Annotated in this window: 18 protein-coding genes; 9 read left to right on the top strand and 9 right to left on the bottom strand. The window is 71.3% G+C overall.

The window, feature by feature from the left end; genetic code table 11:
* The first annotated feature begins 2 nt into the window (after window positions 1-2).
* Genes BLA60_RS32830 through BLA60_RS32820 form a run of 3 tightly spaced genes read left to right on the top strand, consistent with a single transcriptional unit; the run spans window position 3 to window position 3,382 of the window.
* Window positions 3-953, top strand: coding sequence for an ABC transporter permease (locus BLA60_RS32830; RefSeq protein WP_075136936.1), 951 nt, complete (start codon window positions 3-5; stop codon window positions 951-953).
* A complete protein-coding gene (locus tag BLA60_RS32825) occupies window positions 950-1,960 on the top strand; it encodes an ABC transporter ATP-binding protein (protein WP_075136935.1) in 1,011 nt (336 codons plus the stop codon). The genes BLA60_RS32830 and BLA60_RS32825 overlap by 4 nt, the downstream gene beginning before the upstream one ends.
* 36 nt (window positions 1,961-1,996) lie before the next feature.
* Window positions 1,997-3,382, top strand: a complete 1,386-nt coding sequence (locus BLA60_RS32820) for a GH1 family beta-glucosidase (protein ID WP_075136934.1) — start codon at window positions 1,997-1,999, stop codon at window positions 3,380-3,382.
* Window positions 3,383-3,436: 54 nt separating this feature from the next.
* On the opposite strand, the gene BLA60_RS32815 is transcribed toward BLA60_RS32820, so the two are convergent.
* The gene (locus tag BLA60_RS32815; protein WP_075136933.1) at window positions 3,437-5,146 is read right to left on the bottom strand and encodes a discoidin domain-containing protein; all 1,710 of its coding nucleotides are present in this window, start codon (window positions 5,144-5,146) and stop codon (window positions 3,437-3,439) included.
* A gap of 171 nt (window positions 5,147-5,317) precedes the next feature.
* On the opposite strand from BLA60_RS32815, the gene BLA60_RS32810 reads away from it, so the two are divergent.
* Window positions 5,318-6,229 carry a DUF1996 domain-containing protein gene (locus tag BLA60_RS32810; protein ID WP_075136932.1) on the top strand — a complete coding sequence of 304 codons (912 nt, stop codon included), beginning with the start codon at window positions 5,318-5,320 and terminating at the stop codon, window positions 6,227-6,229.
* 45 nt (window positions 6,230-6,274) lie between these two features.
* Here BLA60_RS32810 and BLA60_RS32805 read toward each other — a convergent pair whose 3' ends face one another.
* The 6 genes from BLA60_RS32805 to BLA60_RS32780 all read right to left on the bottom strand — a co-directional run bounded on the left by BLA60_RS32805 (window position 6,275) and on the right by BLA60_RS32780 (window position 10,051).
* Complete coding sequence (locus BLA60_RS32805) at window positions 6,275-6,481, bottom strand: heavy-metal-associated domain-containing protein (RefSeq protein WP_075136931.1); 207 nt, start codon at window positions 6,479-6,481, stop codon at window positions 6,275-6,277.
* A 68-nt stretch (window positions 6,482-6,549) separates the two neighbouring features.
* A complete protein-coding gene (locus BLA60_RS32800; RefSeq protein WP_075136930.1) occupies window positions 6,550-7,371 on the bottom strand; it encodes an endonuclease/exonuclease/phosphatase family protein in 822 nt (273 codons plus the stop codon).
* A gap of 83 nt (window positions 7,372-7,454) precedes the next feature.
* The gene (locus BLA60_RS32795; protein WP_075136929.1) at window positions 7,455-7,985 is read right to left on the bottom strand and encodes a DUF1697 domain-containing protein; all 531 of its coding nucleotides are present in this window, start codon (window positions 7,983-7,985) and stop codon (window positions 7,455-7,457) included.
* Entirely contained in the window at window positions 7,982-8,266 is a 285-nt protein-coding gene (locus BLA60_RS32790) for a putative quinol monooxygenase (RefSeq protein ID WP_075136928.1), read from the bottom strand. Before BLA60_RS32790 ends, BLA60_RS32795 begins: the two co-directional genes overlap by 4 nt.
* A gap of 13 nt (window positions 8,267-8,279) precedes the next feature.
* Entirely contained in the window at window positions 8,280-9,365 is a 1,086-nt protein-coding gene (locus BLA60_RS32785) for a calcium:cation antiporter (protein ID WP_075136927.1), read from the bottom strand.
* Entirely contained in the window at window positions 9,362-10,051 is a 690-nt protein-coding gene (locus tag BLA60_RS32780; protein ID WP_075136926.1) for a TetR/AcrR family transcriptional regulator C-terminal domain-containing protein, read from the bottom strand. Before BLA60_RS32780 ends, BLA60_RS32785 begins: the two co-directional genes overlap by 4 nt.
* 61 nt (window positions 10,052-10,112) lie before the next feature.
* Here BLA60_RS32780 and BLA60_RS32775 point away from each other — a divergent pair, with 61 nt between their 5' ends.
* Window positions 10,113-11,684, top strand: coding sequence for an ABC-F family ATP-binding cassette domain-containing protein (locus BLA60_RS32775; RefSeq protein WP_075136925.1), 1,572 nt, complete (start codon window positions 10,113-10,115; stop codon window positions 11,682-11,684).
* Here BLA60_RS32775 and BLA60_RS32770 read toward each other — a convergent pair.
* Window positions 11,681-12,610, bottom strand: a complete 930-nt coding sequence (locus BLA60_RS32770; protein WP_154814778.1) for a glycosyltransferase — start codon at window positions 12,608-12,610, stop codon at window positions 11,681-11,683. The genes BLA60_RS32775 and BLA60_RS32770 overlap by 4 nt on opposite strands.
* Window positions 12,611-12,728: 118 nt before the next feature.
* The gene (locus tag BLA60_RS32765; RefSeq protein ID WP_075136923.1) at window positions 12,729-13,451 is read right to left on the bottom strand and encodes a GAF and ANTAR domain-containing protein; all 723 of its coding nucleotides are present in this window, start codon (window positions 13,449-13,451) and stop codon (window positions 12,729-12,731) included.
* Between the two features lie 136 nt (window positions 13,452-13,587).
* Between BLA60_RS32765 and BLA60_RS32760 the strand changes: the two genes are divergently transcribed.
* From BLA60_RS32760 to ligD, 4 genes are all read left to right on the top strand, one after another.
* Window positions 13,588-14,022 carry an STAS domain-containing protein gene (locus tag BLA60_RS32760; protein WP_084735590.1) on the top strand — a complete coding sequence of 145 codons (435 nt, stop codon included), beginning with the start codon at window positions 13,588-13,590 and terminating at the stop codon, window positions 14,020-14,022.
* Window positions 14,023-14,088: 66 nt separating this feature from the next.
* Window positions 14,089-14,661: a hypothetical protein gene (locus BLA60_RS32755; RefSeq protein WP_075136921.1), complete on the top strand. Its 573-nt coding sequence runs from the start codon at window positions 14,089-14,091 to the stop codon at window positions 14,659-14,661.
* A 56-nt stretch (window positions 14,662-14,717) separates the two neighbouring features.
* On the top strand, window positions 14,718-16,064 hold the full coding sequence (locus BLA60_RS32750) for a DUF2252 domain-containing protein (protein WP_075136920.1): 1,347 nt from the start codon (window positions 14,718-14,720) through the stop codon (window positions 16,062-16,064).
* A 100-nt stretch (window positions 16,065-16,164) separates the two neighbouring features.
* Window positions 16,165-17,016 carry a non-homologous end-joining DNA ligase gene (ligD, locus tag BLA60_RS32745; protein ID WP_075136919.1) on the top strand — a complete coding sequence of 284 codons (852 nt, stop codon included), beginning with the start codon at window positions 16,165-16,167 and terminating at the stop codon, window positions 17,014-17,016.
* The last annotated feature ends 136 nt before the right edge of the window (window positions 17,017-17,152 follow it).

Below are 17,152 nucleotides of genomic sequence, written 5' to 3'. Positions count from 1 at the left end.
GCGTGGCACTGCCCACCTCGGAGGTGCTGACCGTCCCGGCGCCGGCCAGGCGGCGTCGCCGCTCGGGGCTGCTGGCCAACGGGAAGGCGGTCACCGGCCTGGTCATCCTCGGGTTCCTGACGGTGTTCGCGGTGATCGGCCCGTGGATCGCCCCCTACGACCCCGGTGAACGCGGCGACGACCTGCTGGTCGGGCCGAACGCCCAGCACTGGTTCGGCACCACCCACCTCGGCCAGGACATCCTCAGCCAGATCCTCGACGGCACCCGCAGCGTGATGCTCGTCGGGATCGTCGCGGGGCTCGTGGCCACGGTGCTGGCGATCGTGTTCGGGGTCAGCTCCGGGTACTTCGGCGGCACCGGCGGCGAGGGGCTCTCGGCGCTGTCCAACGTGTTCCTGGTGATCCCCGCGCTGCCGCTGATCCTGATCATCACGCTGTCCCTGCCGGAGACCAACGACCTGACGATCGCGCTGGTCATCGGTTTCACGTCGTGGGCGTGGGGCGCGCGGGTGCTGCGGGCGCAGACGCTGTCGCTGCGCCGGCGGGACTACGTGGAGGCGGCGCGGGCGACCGGCGAGTCGACCTGGCGGATCCTGGGTTTCGAGATCCTGCCGAACCTGACGGCGGTGATCGCGGCCAGCTTCGTCTCGACGGTGATCTTCGCGGTGCTCTCCGAGATCACCCTGGCGTTCATCGGGGTGCCCGGGGTGTCGGAGTGGAACTGGGGCGCGATCCTGTTCTGGGCGCAGAGCCAGCAGGCGCTGGCGCAGGGCGCGTGGTGGTGGTTCGTGCCGGCCGGCCTGGCGATCGCGCTGCTGGGGACCGGGCTCGCGCTGGTCAACTTCGGGATCGACGAGTACGTCAACCCCCGGCTGCGTGGCGGGCACCAGCGGGTGCGCGGGGTCCGGATGCGGGTCGGGTTCACCCCGGTCCTGCCCGAGGAGGCACGATGAGCGGCGAGCCGGTACTGGACATCCGGGGCCTGTCGGTCGACTACGGCCTGGGGGACGCGGCCGTGCACGCGGTGCGGGACGTGAGCCTGACGCTGCACCGCGGCGAGGTCCTCGGCCTGGCCGGGGAGAGCGGCAGCGGGAAGTCCACCCTGGCCTACGGGATGCTGCGGCTGCTGCCCCCGCCCGGGGTGGTGCGCTCGGGCCAGGTCTTCTACCACCCGGGGGACGACGAGCCGGTCGAGTTGATGTCGTTGTCCGCCAAGCGTTTGCGCCGGTTCCGGTGGGCCGAGGTGGCGATCGTGTTCCAGGGGGCGATGAACTCGCTCAACCCGGTGCACACGGTGGCGACCCAGCTGACCGACGTGATCGCCGCGCACGAGCCGAGGACAACGCCGGCCGCGCGCCGGGCCAGGGCGGTGGAGCTGCTGACGCTGGTGGGGATCAACGCCGACCGGCTCGGCAGCTTCCCCCACCAGCTCTCCGGCGGCATGCGGCAGCGGGTGATGATCGCGATGGCGTTGGCGCTGGAGCCGCGCGTGGTGGTCATGGACGAGCCGACGACCGCGCTGGACGTGGTGATGCAGCGCCAGATCCTGGCCAAGCTGGTGGAGCTGCGGGAGCGGATCGGGTTCTCGGTGCTGTTCATCACCCACGACCTGTCGCTGCTGGTCGAGTTCTCCGACCGAATCGCGATCATGTACGGCGGTCGGATCGTGGAGGACGCGCCGGCCGGCCAGCTCTACCGCGACTCGCTGCACCCCTACAGCGACGGCCTGCTGCACTCGTTCCCCGCGCTGCGCGGCCCGCGCCGCGAGCTGACCGGCATCCCCGGTTCGCCGCCCGACCTGCGGGCGATGCCGTCGGGGTGCGCGTTCCATCCCCGGTGTCCGAAGGCGTTCGACCCGTGCGCCGAGCGGACACCGACACTGCTGGCCCCGGACGGGCGGGAGGACCAGAACCGGACAGTGGCCTGCTGGCTGCACACAGCCGACCGGGCCATGACCTGACACGACGGAGGATGGATCTTGGACACGACAGCGACGATGGAGGCCGCGGCGGAGGCGGATCTGATCTCCGGCCTGCCCGCGTCATTCCGTTGGGGGGTGGCGACCTCGGCCTACCAGATCGAGGGGGCGACCACCGCCGACGGACGCGGACAGTCCATCTGGGACACCTACTGCCGGGTGCCCGGCATGGTCGACGGCGGCGACAACGGTGACGTGGCGTGTGACCACTACCACCGCATGCCGGCCGACGTCGAGCTGATCAGCTCGCTCGGGGTGGACGCCTATCGGTTCTCGGTGGCCTGGCCCCGGATCCAGCCCGACGGCCGGGGCCCTGGCAACGCCGCCGGGCTGGGCTTCTACGACCGGCTGGTCGACGAGCTGCTGGCCAGGGGCGTCGACCCGTGGGTGACGCTCTACCACTGGGACCTGCCCCAGCGGTTGGAGGACGCCGGCGGCTGGCCGGCCAGGGACACCGCCTACCGGTTCGCCGACTACGCGATGCTGGTGTTCGACGCGCTGCGCGACCGGGTCAGCACCTGGACCACGCTCAACGAGCCGTGGTGCTCGGCGATGCTCGGCTACTACGAGGGCCGCCAGGCCCCCGGCCGCCAGGACTTCGGCGACGCGATCCACGCGGTGCACCACCTGCTGCTGGGCCACGGGCTGGCGGCGGGGCGGATGCGGGCGGCGGAGCCGTCGATCCAGCTGGGGATCACGCTCAACATGGGGACCTCCACGCCGGCCACCGACTCCGAGGCCGACCGGGAGGCGACAAGGCGGGCCGACGGTCTGGGCGTGCGGATCTACCTGGACCCGTTGCTGCGCAAGCGATACCCCGAGGACGTGGTGGCCGACCTGGCCGCGCGCGGCGTGCGCCTGCCGGTGCTCGACGGCGACCTGGAGATCATCGGCGAGCCGATCGACGTGCTGGGCGTGAACTACTACTCCAGCCACCAGGTGTCCGGTGTGGACGACCAGGGCCGAACCGTCGGCGACGACGGGAACCCGGTGGAGACGATCGTCCCCATGGGACGACCGGTGACCGCGATGGACTGGGAGATCGTGCCCGAGGGCTTCACCGAGCTGCTGGTGCGCCTGTCCCGCGACTACCCCGGCACACCGATGGTGATCACCGAGAACGGCGCCGCGTTCGACGACACCGCGGCCACCGACGGCGTCGTCGCCGACGCCGACCGGCAGGCCTACCTGTCGGCCCACCTCGCGGCGGTGGCCGCGGCCCGGCAGCGGGGGGCGGACGTGCGCGGCTACTTCGCCTGGTCGCTGATGGACAACTTCGAGTGGTCCTACGGCTACGCGAAACGGTTCGGGCTGGTGCACGTGGACTACGAGACCCAGGTGCGCACGCCCAAGCAGTCGGCCCTGTGGTATCGGGACACGATCCGCCGGGTGCGCGGGAGCTGAGAACGGGGAGAGCCCCGCGAGGTCATCTCGCGGGGCTCTCCCGTTGGCGGACGTTCAGCGGCGGTAGACGCCGAACTCGTAGAGCGAGTAGCCCCAGCCGGTCCCGCGCGCCGTGGCGTGCACGCGCACGTACCGGCCCGAGCCCGACACGTCGATCGAGTCGACGCCGCCGTCGCCGGTGGTGGTGGCGGTGACCGTGCGCCAGTTCGCGCCGTCGTCGGAGGTCTGGATCTCGTAGGCGCGGCCGAAGGCGGTCTCCCAGACCAGTTGGACGTGGTCGAAGGCGGTCACCGAGCCGAGGTCGACGGCCAGCCACTGCGGGTCGCTCCAGTCCGACGCCCAGCGGGAGGTCAGCGAGCCGTCGGTGGCCAGGGTCGGCAGGAACGGGGCGCCGTCGCCCTGGGCCTGGTAGGACGACGCGGTCGTCGGCCGGCCCTGGGCGAGGTTGGTGCCGGGCACGGTCGGCGGGACGACCCGGATGGACCGTGACTCGATGCCGACGTTGCCCCGGCCGTCCCTGGCGTACACGTACAGCTTCCACACCCCGAGCCGGTCGGGGGCGGTGACGGTGAACGGCCCGGTGCCGGTGAACGAGGCGGGCACCAGTGCTCCGGAGTTGTCGATGTACTTGCCGTTGAGCATCACCGAGTAGGCGATCGGGTCGCCGTCGGGGTCGCTGGCGGCGACGTCCACGGTGAACCGGCCGCCGGCCGGGACGTCCTGCGGGGCCGACATGGACGTGATGACCGGCGGGGTGTTGGCCGGCTGGGCGCCGCCGTAGGCGCGGGCCACCGAGTAGTACGACAGGCGCTTCTCGTTGCCGGGCAACAGGTTGAACCAGACGCCGCCGAAGTCCTGTTCGGTGCCGTAGTGGAACAGGGTGGCGCCGAGGGCGACGCCGTCGTGGGCCATCAGGCAGTTCCAGGCGGCCGGGTAGCCGTCGCGCTTCTGCACGTCGGTTGGCTCGGCCGGCACGCCGTTGGCGTCGTCGGGAACCTCCCACTCGCCGGCCGGGCCGCCCTCGGTGAGGATGTAGGGCTTGGTGTAGCCGCCGTCGATCCAGGTCTGGCGGATGTCGCAGACGGCGCCGTAGGAGTTGACCGCGTACAGGTCAAGGGCGGGCGCGTGGTCGCGGTAGTAGGGCCAGGAACCGGTCCAGGCGTCGGTGGAGGTGACCGGGTGGTTGGGGTCGGCGGCGTGGATCGCCTCGGCGACCTCGTTGACGAACCGGGTGTAGGCGACCCGCTGGGTCTCCAGTTCGGCGCCGGAGAAGCAGTTCTGCATGCCGAGGATGGACTCGTTGCCGACGCTCCACATCAGCACACCGGGGTGGTCGCGGTACTCGGTGACCCAGCGGAGGAACTCGGTGCGCATGGTTGTCTTGTAGGTGGAGTCGGTGACGTAGTTGACGCAGCCGCCGCTGCCGGGTCCGCCGCCGGGCTGGAGCCAGAAGCCGTTGATCACCCGGATGCCGTTGGCGGCGGCCGCGTCCAGCAGCGGGCGGGTGGTGCCGTCGGTGCCCCAGGTGCGCACGGTGTTCACGCCCATGGCGCGCAGGTCGGGCATCCGGGTGGCGGCCTCGCCGATCGGTGGGCCCCAGGTCAGGCCCTTGACGGTGTAGGGGGCTCCGTCGACGGTCAGGGTCCAGTCGCCCTGGGAGCCGGTCACCCGGACCACGCTCGCGGCGGCCTGGGCGGAGAGGGCGGGAACGCCTAACAGCAGAGCAAGGATCGCCACCAGGACGGTGGCGCGAACGCGCGTCATTGCGGTCTCCTCAGCAGGGGCGAGTGGGTTCGGAGAGCGCTCTCCCACTCACGTCGAGTGTCTCGACGTTGACCGGGCGTGTCAAGGGAGGCCTTGACAGGGGACGCCCGGTTCGTCACGCTGCCTGGGAGAGCGCTCTCCCTCGAACCCCTGCCGAGGAGGAGTCCCACCGTGAGAACCCCACTCGCACTGACGGTGTCCGGTCTGGTCACCGCGGCGCTGTTCACCGTCGCCCCGGCCAGTCAGGCCGCCGACGAGGTCACCCACCACGAGTTCCAGGTGAACTGTTCGGTGACCCACCGACTGCCCGACGACCCGATCGTGTTCCCGAACCTGCCGGGCGCGTCGCACGAACACAGCTTCACCGGCAACACCACCACCAACGCCCACACCACCCTGGACTCACTGCGCGACGCCGGCCTGGGCGCCACGTCCTGCCTGGCGCCCGACGACCTGTCCGCGTACTGGTTCCCGACCATGTTCGACGGCGACGAGCCGGTCATCCCGATCGGCAAACAGGTCATCTACTACAAGTCCGGCGTGCTCGACTACACGACCGTGCGCCCGTTCCCGCCGGGACTGCGCTACGTCGTCGGCAGCCCGGTCGCGTCCCTGGACGAGTTCCGCACCACCCCCGGCCGGGTCGAGGGCTGGGAATGCGGCAACAGCTTCTTCAACTGGGACTTCCCGACCCACTGCCTGGAGGGCAGCCAGCTCAACATCCGTTACCAGGCCCCGAGTTGCTGGGACGGCGTGCACCTGGACACCGCCGACCACAAGAGCCACATGGCCTACCCGGTCAACGGCTCCTGCCCGACGAGCCACCCGCGCCCGGTGCCGATGCTGGAGTTCAAGATCGCCTTCCCGGCCGACGGTGACACCTCCCAGGTGCGGCTGGCCAGCGGACGCGGCTTCTCCTGGCACTACGACTTCTTCAACGCGTGGGACGAGCCGACGCTCGCCGCCCTGGTGAGCCACTGCATCAACGGCGGCCTGCAGTGCGACCCGCGTGGCTACGACCAGTACAAGCCCCACCGTGGTGCCGCGCTGGGAACGAACTACCGCCTTCCCGGCCGGCCCTGACCGACCCCGCCGGCCGGCCCCACCGGGGGCGGCCGGCGGTACGGGTCAGCTGGCCAGGGCGTAGCCCGCCTCGTCGACCATGGCGCGCACGTCGTCGGTCGAGAGCGGGTCGGTGCTGGTGACGGTGACCTGGCCGGAGTCGAGGTCGACGGTGACGTCGCTGACGCCGGGCAGCCGGCCCAGTTCCTCGCGCACGGCGCCGACGCAGTGCTGGCAGGTCATTCCGGTCACCGTGTAGGTGGAGGTGGTCACCACGAACTCCCGTGTTCAGAGCAGATCAGACGGTCGTACTCTACCCCAGCACGGTATTTACCGCCGGCTCAGAACAGCGTCGGCGGGCTGGCCGCCTCGAACGGGTCCATCGTGTTCAGCTCGGAGGTCGGCAGCGGGCTGAACGTGATCGACAGCGCCGAGTGGTCCGACAGCCGCGTGGTGCGCGGCTCGTGCACGTACTCGCACTCCTCGATCTCGGCGGCCAGCTTCTTGCCGCAGTGCACGTGGTCGTAGCGGTAGCCGTCGCCCGTGCGGCCGATCCAGCTGTGCTCGATCCGGTCCGGCTCGGTGTGGCGGAACGCGTCGACCAGGCCGTGGCGGTCGGTCAGGCCACGGTAGAAGTCGTACTCGAACCAGCGGAAGGTCGTGTAGCTGGGCTCATGGTCGGGCTCGATGATGTTCAGGTCGCCGAGCACCACGGTCTCCGTGCCGGACTCGGCCAGCCCGCTCGCGCCCAGCGCCACCGAGAACTCCGAGAGCCAGCGGCGTTTGCGCTCGGTGCGCTCGGCGGTGGCGTCGCGGGTCGGCGCGTACACGCCGACCACCCGGACCAGCCCGAGCGCGGTGGAGATCAGCACGCTGGTCACCCGCTCCGGCAGGAACGAGAGGTTCTCGGCCATCGGGTCCAGCAGGATCGGCAGCCTGCTGACGAGCATCACGCCGTACTCGGACGGGCCGGGCTTGGGGTAGACGACCTCCCAGCCGGCCATCCGGAACGCGTCGGCCAGGTGTCGGCAACCGTCGGACTGCCGGGTCTCGGTCAGCACGAACACGTCCTCGTGCCGTGTGGCGAGCCAGGCCAGCTGGCGGTGGGCGCGCTCCTCGGAGGGGCTGCCGATGTTGAAGGTCATCAGGCTGAGACCGGACATGTGGCCAAATGGTAGAGGTGACCGTCGTCCACTTCCGTGTCCGGTCGCCACCCGACGCGCCAGTTGATCACTCAACGTGCTGGTCAGGCCGGTGGACGCGACATTGAGACGAGCTTGGTGACCGTGTTCCAGTTGCGCACCGTGGCCACGTCACCCTTCTGTTGGGGGAACGCGGTGAGCAACCGCGAGTGACGGATACCGTCGGGCACCCAGAAGTAGACCTCCCGCTCCCCCACCGCGAACAGCTCCGGCGCGTACGCGTCGGCCGCGAACTCCGGCGCGGTCGCCGGGCCGTGCAGGAACGACACCAGGTAGCGCGACGGGTCGGTGGCGACCGCGCCGAACGGGTCCCGGGCGGCGACCTCGGCCAGCTCACCGGCCGTGCGCAGCACGCAGTCCACGGCGAAACCGGCGCCCTCGGCCAGCCTCGTCTCGAGTTCACGCCGCACGGTCGCCGCCGACCGGCCGGTGCCGAACACGGCGTTGCCGGACTGGAGGTGGGTGCGGACGTCGGTGTAGCCGAGGTCGTCGAGCCAGGCGCGCAGGTCGGCCATGGCCACCCGCCGCCGGCTGCCCAGGTTGATCCCGCGCAACAGGGCGACGTAGACGGTCACGGCGCCTCGACCGAGGAGATCACGTAGCGGGCGACGTCGGCGTCGAGGATCTCGGCCTGCTGGGTTGCCGGCGGGCCGGCGCCCCGGAACGCCTCGACGGTCTCGCCGGACTCCCAGCGTTCGTAGACGTTGACCCGGCCGGGGTCGACCGCATCGGCGGTGATCGTGAAGTCCAGGCAGCCGGGGGCGGCCCTGGCGGCCTCGACGACCGGGCGGCAGCCGGCGACGTAGGCGTCGCGTCCGGCGGGGTCGACCGCGAGGTGTCCGGCGACGATGATCATGGGGACCTACCGATCAGGGATTGACGGCCAGGAACAGGAACGCGGCCAGCAGCACCAGGTGCACGCTGCCCTGTAGTCGGGTCGCCCGGCCGGGCACGATGGTCAGCACGCTGACCACGACGGTCAGTGCCAGCAGCACGAGCTGGGTCGGACCGAGGCCCAGTACCAGCGGGCCGTCCAGCCAGATCGACAGCGTCGCGATCGTCGGGATGGTCAGGCCGATGCTGGCGATGGCCGAGCCGTAGGCCAGGTTCAGGCTGGTCTGGATGCGACCCAGGCGGGCCGCGCGCACGGCGGCCAGTGTCTCGGGCAGCAGCACCAGCAAGGCGATCACCACGCCGACGAACGAGTGCGGGAAGCCGACCGCCGACACCGTGTCCTCGATGGTCGGCGACTCGACCTTCGCCAGCCCGACCACGGCCACCAGCGCCACCATCAGCAGCCCCGCGCTGTACAGGGCGTCCCGGTTGCTCGGTGGGTCGGCGTGCGCCTCCTCGTCGATCCGCTCGCCCTCCTGGGCGACGGGCAGGAAGAAGTCGCGGTGGCGGATGGTCTGGGTGAGCACGTAGGCGATGTAGAGCACCAGCGACATCAGCGCGGCGAAGGTCAACTGGGCCGGGGAGAACTCCGGGCCGGGCTGGCTGCTGGTGAAGGAGGGCAGCACCAGGCTCATCGTGGCCAGCATGGCCACGGTGGCCAGGGCCGCGCCCGAGCCCTCGGCGTTGAACAGGGTCGTGCCGAAGCGCAGCGAGCCGACCAGCAGCGACAGGCCGACGATGCCGGTGGTGGTGATCATGACGGCGGCGAAGACAGTGTCCCGTGCCAGTGACGCGGTCTCCGGGCCGCCGGAGACCATCAGCGTGACGATCAGACCGACCTCGATCACGGTCACCGCGACCGCCAGCACCAGCGAACCGAACGGCTCCCCCACCCGGTGCGCGACGACCTCCGCATGGTGCACCGCCGCCAGCACCGCCCCCGCCAGCAGCAGGGTCACGACGATGATCGGGATGATGGTGAGCGTGCGGCCCCAGGTCAGGGCGAGCGCGACGATCGCCAGCGCGGGGACGTAGGTCGTCCAGGTCAGCAGGCGGTTCATCGGCGGCTCGCGATCAGACCGGCGAGGAAGCTGTCCAGGCCGGCGTCGAACAGCGCGTCCCAGTCCTGCTCGGCGAGGTGGCCGGTGGCGGCCAGGGTCGGATACTCCTCGGCGTGTGCGCGGACGTGCTGGTCGGCGGCGTTGAGCGTGCCGCCGCCGACCCTGGTCAGCGCGGAGCCGATGACGTAGTTGGCCAGGCCGTGGGTGGCGACCGCCAGCGCGGTGCCGGCGAAGCCGCCCCGGGCGAGCGCGGCCTGGAGGAACTCGGTGCGGGCGAGCACGTTGGGGCCCAGCATCGGCCGGCCGAGCAGGCCCGGTGCCCAGCGGTGGCGCAGCATCACCGCGTACCAGTCGCCGATGAGCGCACGCACGTCGGCCGTCCAGTCGCCGGACGCCGCCGGCAGGCCGACGTCGCCGAAGATCGTGTCGAGGGCGAGGTCGAGTACGTCGTCCTTGGTCCGCACATGCCAGTAGAGAGTGGTCGGTCCGGCGCCGAGGCGCTCGGCGAGCCGGCGCATGGTCAGGCCGAGCGCGCCGTCCTCGTCGAGCAGGGCCACGGCCTCGGTGACGATCCGGTCCCTGGTCAGCGGTGGAGCCGCGCGGTGGGGACGCGGTGTGCGTAGCCAGACCTCTCCCGCGACCCCACTGCTCCGACCTCCGCGACCACCGACCCGTGCGTCATTCACTCCTCAAGTCTAGTATTACGCTCGATTACTAGACCAACGTTCGAGAAAGGGACCAACGTTCGTGGGTCATGTCGAGGTCTCCCACCTCACCCAGACGCTCCCCGACGGCCGCCCGCTGCTCGACGACGTGTCCCTGCGCGTCGGCGCCGGGGTGGTCGCGGGCGTGGTCGGCCCCAACGGCGCCGGCAAGACGACGTTGCTGCGGCTGATCGCCGGCGAGCTGACGCCGACCGAGGGCGAGATCAGCGTCAGCGGCGGGGTCGGCGTGCTGCGCCAGTTCGTGGCCGGGCCGTCGACGACCGTCGGCGAGCTGCTGCTGTCGGTCGCGCCGGCCAGGGTGCGCGCGTCGACGCTGGCGCTGGCCAAGGCCGAACGCGCCCTGTCCGTCAACGAGCACGACGAACGCGACCAACTGGCCTACGCCACCGCGCTGGCCGAGCACGTCGACGCCGGCGGCTACGACATCGAGGTCGTGTGGGACACCTGCACCACGCTGGCGATGGGCCTGCCCTACGGCGAGGCGGCCGCCCGGACGGTGTCGACGCTGTCCGGCGGCGAGCAGAAACGGCTGGTGCTGGCGGCACTGCTGCGCGGGCCCGACGAGGTGCTGCTGCTCGACGAGCCGGACAACTACCTGGACGTGCCGGGCAAGGAGTGGCTGGAGGCGGCGCTGGCGACGTGCGCGAAGACCGTGCTGCTGGTGTCGCACGACCGCGCCCTGCTGGCCAACGCGACGACCAGGGTGGTGTCGGTCGAGGACCGCGACGTGTGGGTGCACGGCGACGGTTTCGCCACCTTCGCCCAGGCGCGGGCCGAGCGGGTCGCGCGCATCGACGCCCGCCGGCGCCAGTGGACCGACGACCACCGGCGGCTGCGCGCGCTGACCGACACCCTGCGCCGCGGCGCCGCCCGCAACGACTCGGTCGCCTCCGCCTACCGGGCCGCCCGCACCCGCCTGGACCGGTTCGAGCGGGCCGGGCCGCCGCGCCGCCCGCCGAAACCGCAGCGGGTGCGGATGCGCCTGTCCGGCGGCCGGACCGGCAAACGCGCGCTGACCTGTGACGGCCTGTCGCTCACCGGCCTGACCGGGGAGTTCGGCCTCGAGGTGTGGTTCGGCGAGCGGATCGCCGTGCTGGGCGCGAACGGCACCGGCAAGTCCCGTTTCCTGTCCCTGCTGGCGGGTGAGCCGGTCCCGCACGAGGGCGGCGTCACCACCGGCGCCCGGGTCCGCCCCGGCCACTTCGCGCAGACCCACACCCGGCCGGACCTGCACGGCACCACCGCGGCGGAGCTGGTTCGCTCACTGGACGAGGAGGACGGCATGGCGGCACTCGCGCGCTACGAGCTGGCGCCGGCGTGGAACCAGCCGTTCGAGACGCTCTCGGGCGGGCAGCAGGCCCGCCTGCAGATCCTGCTGCTGGAGCTGACCGGCGCCACCCTGCTGCTGCTCGACGAGCCGACCGACAACCTCGACCTCGCCAGCGCCGAAGCCCTCCAGGAGGGCCTGCGCGAGTTCACCGGCACCGTCCTGGCCATCACCCACGACCGCTGGTTCGCCGCCGACTTCGACCGCTACCTGCACTTCACCCGCGACGGCCGGGTCCACGAGACCGACGGCCCCGTCTGGTACTAGGCCGCCCTGGCACCGACGTCGACCGCCGCCGACTCCAGCAGGTCGGACACGCGGGCCGGGGAGCCGGCGTCGGTGACCAGGGCGCGCACGGCCCGCGCCTCGGCGTGGGTGGGTTCGTCGACGGCGAGGTGGGACACCGTGCGGCGCACCGACTGCGGGGTCAGGCCGGTCCGGTCCAGCAGCACGCCCACGCCCAGGGCGACGACCCTGGCGGCGTCGCGGCGCTGGGCCGGGGTGCCGGGCACCAGGACCATCGGGGTGGCGTGGCGCAGGCCGGCGGTGATGCCGGCGAGGCGGCCGTCGGTGAGCAGGACGTCGGCGGCCGCGACCGGGGCCAGGCCGGGGCCGGCGGCCGTGACGTGGGGTGGCAGACCGGCGGTGTCGCTGTCGGTGTCGGTGTCGCGGTCGGTGTCGGTGTCGGTGTCGCGGTCGCACAGGACGACCTGCCAGTCGTGGGCGAAGTCCGCCAGCGCCGCCAGGGGGAACGCGTCGTGCGCGACCGCGAGGACCGGGCGGGAGTCGGCCGGGGACCACTCGCCGAACACGGTGCCCCGGCCGGTGGGGTTGACGTAGACGTAGTCGTCCTGGCCGGGGGTGCGCTGGTCGGGCCAGGCCAGGTTGGTGTGGGCGAGCACGACCGGGGCGCCCCAGCCGCGCGCGGCGTCCTGGCTGTCGGGGTCGCACACGACCAGGTCGACCGGGCCCTGGGCGCGGAACACCGGGCGGTCCCGCAGGGTGCGCGGGTCGCTGCCGTAGCGCAACAGCACCACGCCGCCCTCGGCGTCCTCGTCGGCGAACGGGTCACTGGTCGCGAACGTCACCGTGTGGCCCCGGCGGCCGAGTTCCTCCGCGACCGCGAGCGTCAGGTACAGGTGGTCGGTGTCGGGACGGCTGAGGAACAGCACGTGCCGGAACGACGTTGCCATGTCGGCCTCCGTTGGCTGGTCGACCTCCGACGCTAGGGCGGCGTTCTCGCGCATCCCTCAAGTCTCGGTACAGCGGACGTGCGCCAACGGCTCCGATGAGGTAGTGGACCGTCCACGGTCAACCGGTCAGCGAGAACCGCTCCAGCACCGCGTCGAAAGTGCCGGCCTCGTGGGCGTCCACCAGCTGTTGGGCCAGGTCGCGCAGCTTGATGTTGGCGTTCTGGGACGTGCCGCGCAGCGCGTCGAACGCGTGGTCGGACCCGTAGCCGAAGTGGCGCATCAGCATGCCCTGCGCCCGGCCGACCAGTGCCCTGGTGCGCAGCGCGGTCCGCAATTGGGTGACCACCTGGCTGCTGTCGTTGTACAGCGACGCGTTGTCGAACACCACGCCGGCGTGCAGCGTGAGCAGCATGACGACGTCGAACCCGAGTTCACCGAACTGGTTCGACTCGGGGGAGAACAGGGTCAGAACGGCGTTGTCGTCCCCGCCGGTGGACAACGGCAGCGCGAGGCAGCCGCCGAACCCGGAGTTCAGCAGTCGCGCGGAGAACGCCGGCCAGCGCTGGTCGTTGTGGGCGTCCTCGAGCCGGCGGGGCTCGACGAAGGTGAGCGCCTCGACCATCGGCCCCGGGTCGAGCGGGTCGAGGGTGGGCGCGGCGTGCTCGGCGACGGTCTCCACCGCGCCCTTGGAGCGCACGGTGATCGTCGCGCCGGAGCAGCCGGGGATGGTGCGCACGATGCGCGTCACGAACCGGTCGAGCGTCGCGCCGAAGTCGTCGGCCTCGACCAGGCGGGTGACCTCGGCGAGTTCGCGGGCCATCGTCAGGATGTCTTCTGCCATCACACCGCAGTCTGCTTCGCGCGGGGCACCTGGGCAAACCCACGGCCTACCGGGCGCCGCGACGAGAGGCTAGGGTGGTGTCATTCTCACGGTTACGCAGTCAGCCGTGTCCTCGCGACGTTCGCCGGAGGTCGGCATGACTGCTTTTCCGTTTCCGTTTCCGTCCCATCACGCCCGGTTACCGGCACTGGTGCTGCGCACCTGCGGGCTGGCCGAGGGCATCGTGGTCGTCAAGGTGATCGGTGACGTCGACCTCGCCACCCGGTCCCAGCTGGCCGGCGGGCTCGCCAGAGCCATCGCCCATCCGGCGCCCGCGCTGCTGGTGTGTGACCTGACCGGGGTCGACTTCCTGGCTTGCACGGGGGTTTCCGCGCTCGCCGAGGCGCGCTCGGAGCTTGCCGGGCGGGGCGGGACGCTGCGGGCGGTGGCGCCGGACCGGGCGGTCCGCCGGGTACTGCGGATCACCGGCCAGTTCGAGCCGCTGGGCACGGTGACGGACCTGCGGTCGGCGCTGGTGGGGTTCGCGCCGGTCGGGGCCACCCCGCTGGCCAGGAAGGCCCGCCGGGCCTGATGAATCCTTTGTGGACACAGGAACGTTCCGCCACCCGACCCGCCGGGCCGCCGCTAGGCTCACCGCGTGCTGTCCAGACTGCTGAGCCCGGCCGGCTTCACCCTGGTCGTCCTGCTCTTCCTGCTGCCGTTCGTCGGCGTGTCCTGCTCGACCGGGGAACTCGGATCGATGGAGGCCGAGTACACCGGGTTCGACCTGATCACCAACGGCGACCCGACCTTCGAGACCACCAGCCCGATCGCCGACATGGTCGCCTCCGACCAGGCCGAGATGCCGACCACCGGCGTGGTCGTGCCGGCGGTGTTCGTGCTGCTCGCCCTGATCGCCGGGGCGGCGAGCGCCCTGGTCAGGCGGCCGAGGACCCGGCTGCTGGCCGCCGGCGCCGCCGCCGCGCTGGCCGCGCTGCTGCTGGCGCTGACCCAGCTGTTCGCCGAGTCGAACCTGGCGTCGAGCATCACCGACAACGCCGAGGTCATCAGCCAGTCGACCGGGTCCAACCTGGCCGGCGTGCTGAGCGAGGACTACCTCGGGGACGCGATCGGCAGCCGGATCGGCCTGTGGTTCTGCCTGGGGGTGCTGGTCGTGGTCGCCGCCGGGAACCTGGTCGCCGCCGCCCGCTCGCGAGCGCCGGCACCTTGACGGGCAGGCTGGTCGGCGCGCGAGAATCCTCCTGGCCCACCCGAACTGGAGGACACATGGCGTCGGCGGTCGAACGGATCCGGGAACGCGGCGAGCGGGCGCGCGCGAAGGAGATCGTCGAGGTGCTGGTGGACGCCTTCGACGAGCTCATGCGCGCCGACCCGGTCGCCTTCCGGCGCAAGTTCCGCAAGATGGCCGCCGCGCCGTTCGCGTTCTACCGGGGCACCGCCTGCCTGTTCTACGCCGACATGGTCCACGACGACGACCCGTGGGCCGACGAGCGGACCAGCCGGGTGTGGATCCAGGGCGACCTGCACGCCGAGAACTTCGGCACCTACATGGACTCCTCGGGCACCCTGGTCTTCGACGTCAACGACTTCGACGAGGCCTACCTGGGGTCGTTCACCTGGGACCTCAAGCGGCTGGCCGCGAGTGTCGCGCTGATGGCGTGGAGCAAGGCGATCTCCGACCGGGACATCGCCGCACTGATCGGCACCTTCCTGCGGACCTACGTCAGCCAGGTGCGGGCCTTCGCCGAGAACCCCGGCGACGAGAAGGTCCGCCTGCACCTCGGCTCGACCGACGGCATCGTCCACGACGTGCTGCTGCGCGCGCGGCTGCGCAACCGGATCGAGCTGCTGGACACGATGACCACGGTCCTCGACTACGAACGCCGGTTCACCAGGGGTGTCGGGGTGCGGGAGCTGGACGAGGCCGAGCGTGCGGCCGCCCAGGCCGCCTTCGAGTCCTATTTGGACACGATTCCGCAGGCCAAGCGGTTCGGCGCGAGCACCTACTACGTCAAGGACATCGTCGGCCGGTCCGGGTTCGGCATCGGCTCGGCCGGCCTGCCGGCCTACAGCGTGCTGGTCGAGGGCCGCACCCAGGCGCTGGAGAACGACGTGCTGTTGTCGATGAAGCAGGGCAACGTGGCCGCGCCGAGCCGGATCGTCGACGAGGCCCGTATCCGGGAGTACTTCGCGCACGAGGGTCACCGCACGGCGGTGTCCCAGCGGGCGTTGCAGGCCCACGCCGACCCGTGGCTGGGGCACACCGAGCTGGGCGGGGTCGGTTTCGTGGTCAGCGAGCTGTCCCCCTACACCGCCGATCTGGACTGGTCGGAGCTGACCGAGCCGGCCGAGATGGCACCGGTGCTGTCCTACCTGGGGCGGGCCACCGCGAAGATGCACTGTGTCTCCGACTCCGACTCCGAACAGTCCCTTGTGGACTTCCAGGTGGAGGAGGCGATCGCCGCGGTGATCGACGACGAGGACGCGTTCGTCGGCGCGGTGACCGAGTTCGGGATGGCCTACGCCGAGCAGACCCGCCACGACCACCGGCTTTTCGTCGACACCTTCCGTGGTGGCGGAATTCCGGGGATCAGTTCGGCCGACCCGGCCTGAGCCGGTGTGTGCACGAGCAACTATCATCGGGCGTCCCCGTAACCCGGGACCGGACGCGCTCGTTGACACGGATGTGCGCTTCGCTGACTTTCCGAGTCTCATGCTCGCGACAGTGACCGACCGCCGTTTCACCGACGACGACTGGATCTTCGAGCGCGAGCTGGACGGCCTCCGCACGTTGTCCACAAGAGACGGTTGGCGGCCGAGGCTGTGGAACCGCAAGCAGCGGTCCATCGACCTGGAGTTCCCGGAGCTGGTCGACGCCCTCAGCGAGTTCGGCGGCCCCCGGTTCGTCGCCGACGGTGAGATCGTGACGGTCACCGACACCCCGAGGCGGGTGCACTACTACCTGTTCGACCTGCTCGCCCTCGACGGCGAGGACCTCAGGAGCCAGCCACTGATCCGGCGCAAAGCGTTGCTACGCAACGCTTTTCGTTTCCACGACCCGCTGCGCTACTGCGAGCACCGGGCACGCGACGGTGAGGCGTACTACCAGTACGCGCGCGCCCAGGGCTGGGAGGGACTGATCGCCAAACGCGCCGACTCCCCCTACCTCGGCGGCCGGTCCGAACACTGGCTGAAGTTCAAGTGCGTGCGTGGCCAGGAGTTCGTGGTCGGCGGGTTCACCGACCCGCAGGGATCGCGGGCCGGTTTCGGTGCGTTGCTGGTCGGCTACCACGAGCACGGCCGGCTGCGCTACGCCGGCAAGGTCGGCACCGGCTACGACCACGCCACGCTGCGTACCCTGCGGGCGCGGCTGGACCTGATGGCCCAGGCCGAGAGCCCCTTCGCCGACGAGACCCGCGAACCGACCGCGCACTGGGTGCGACCGGAACTGGTGATCCAGGTCGGATTCAGCGAGTGGACCACGCAGGGACGGCTGCGCCACCCGCGTTTCGGTGGCCTGCGCGGTGACCGGCCGGCCACCGACGTCGTCCGCGAACCCAGCTGACAGTCCTGAGTGGAGTCGCTCGATCGGCTGGCGGACTTGAGTTGTCCACACCGGGCGCCTACCGTGGAGCGCAGCGCGGCCGCTGCCGGCCGCACCCCAGCAGAGTGCGTCTATCGCTGCTCGTCACCAACGAGAA

This window comes from Actinophytocola xinjiangensis, from assembly GCF_001921215.1.
GTDB classification, from domain to species: Bacteria; Actinomycetota; Actinomycetes; order Mycobacteriales; family Pseudonocardiaceae; genus Actinophytocola; species Actinophytocola xinjiangensis.
This window is presented reverse-complemented; position numbering and strand designations above follow the sequence as displayed.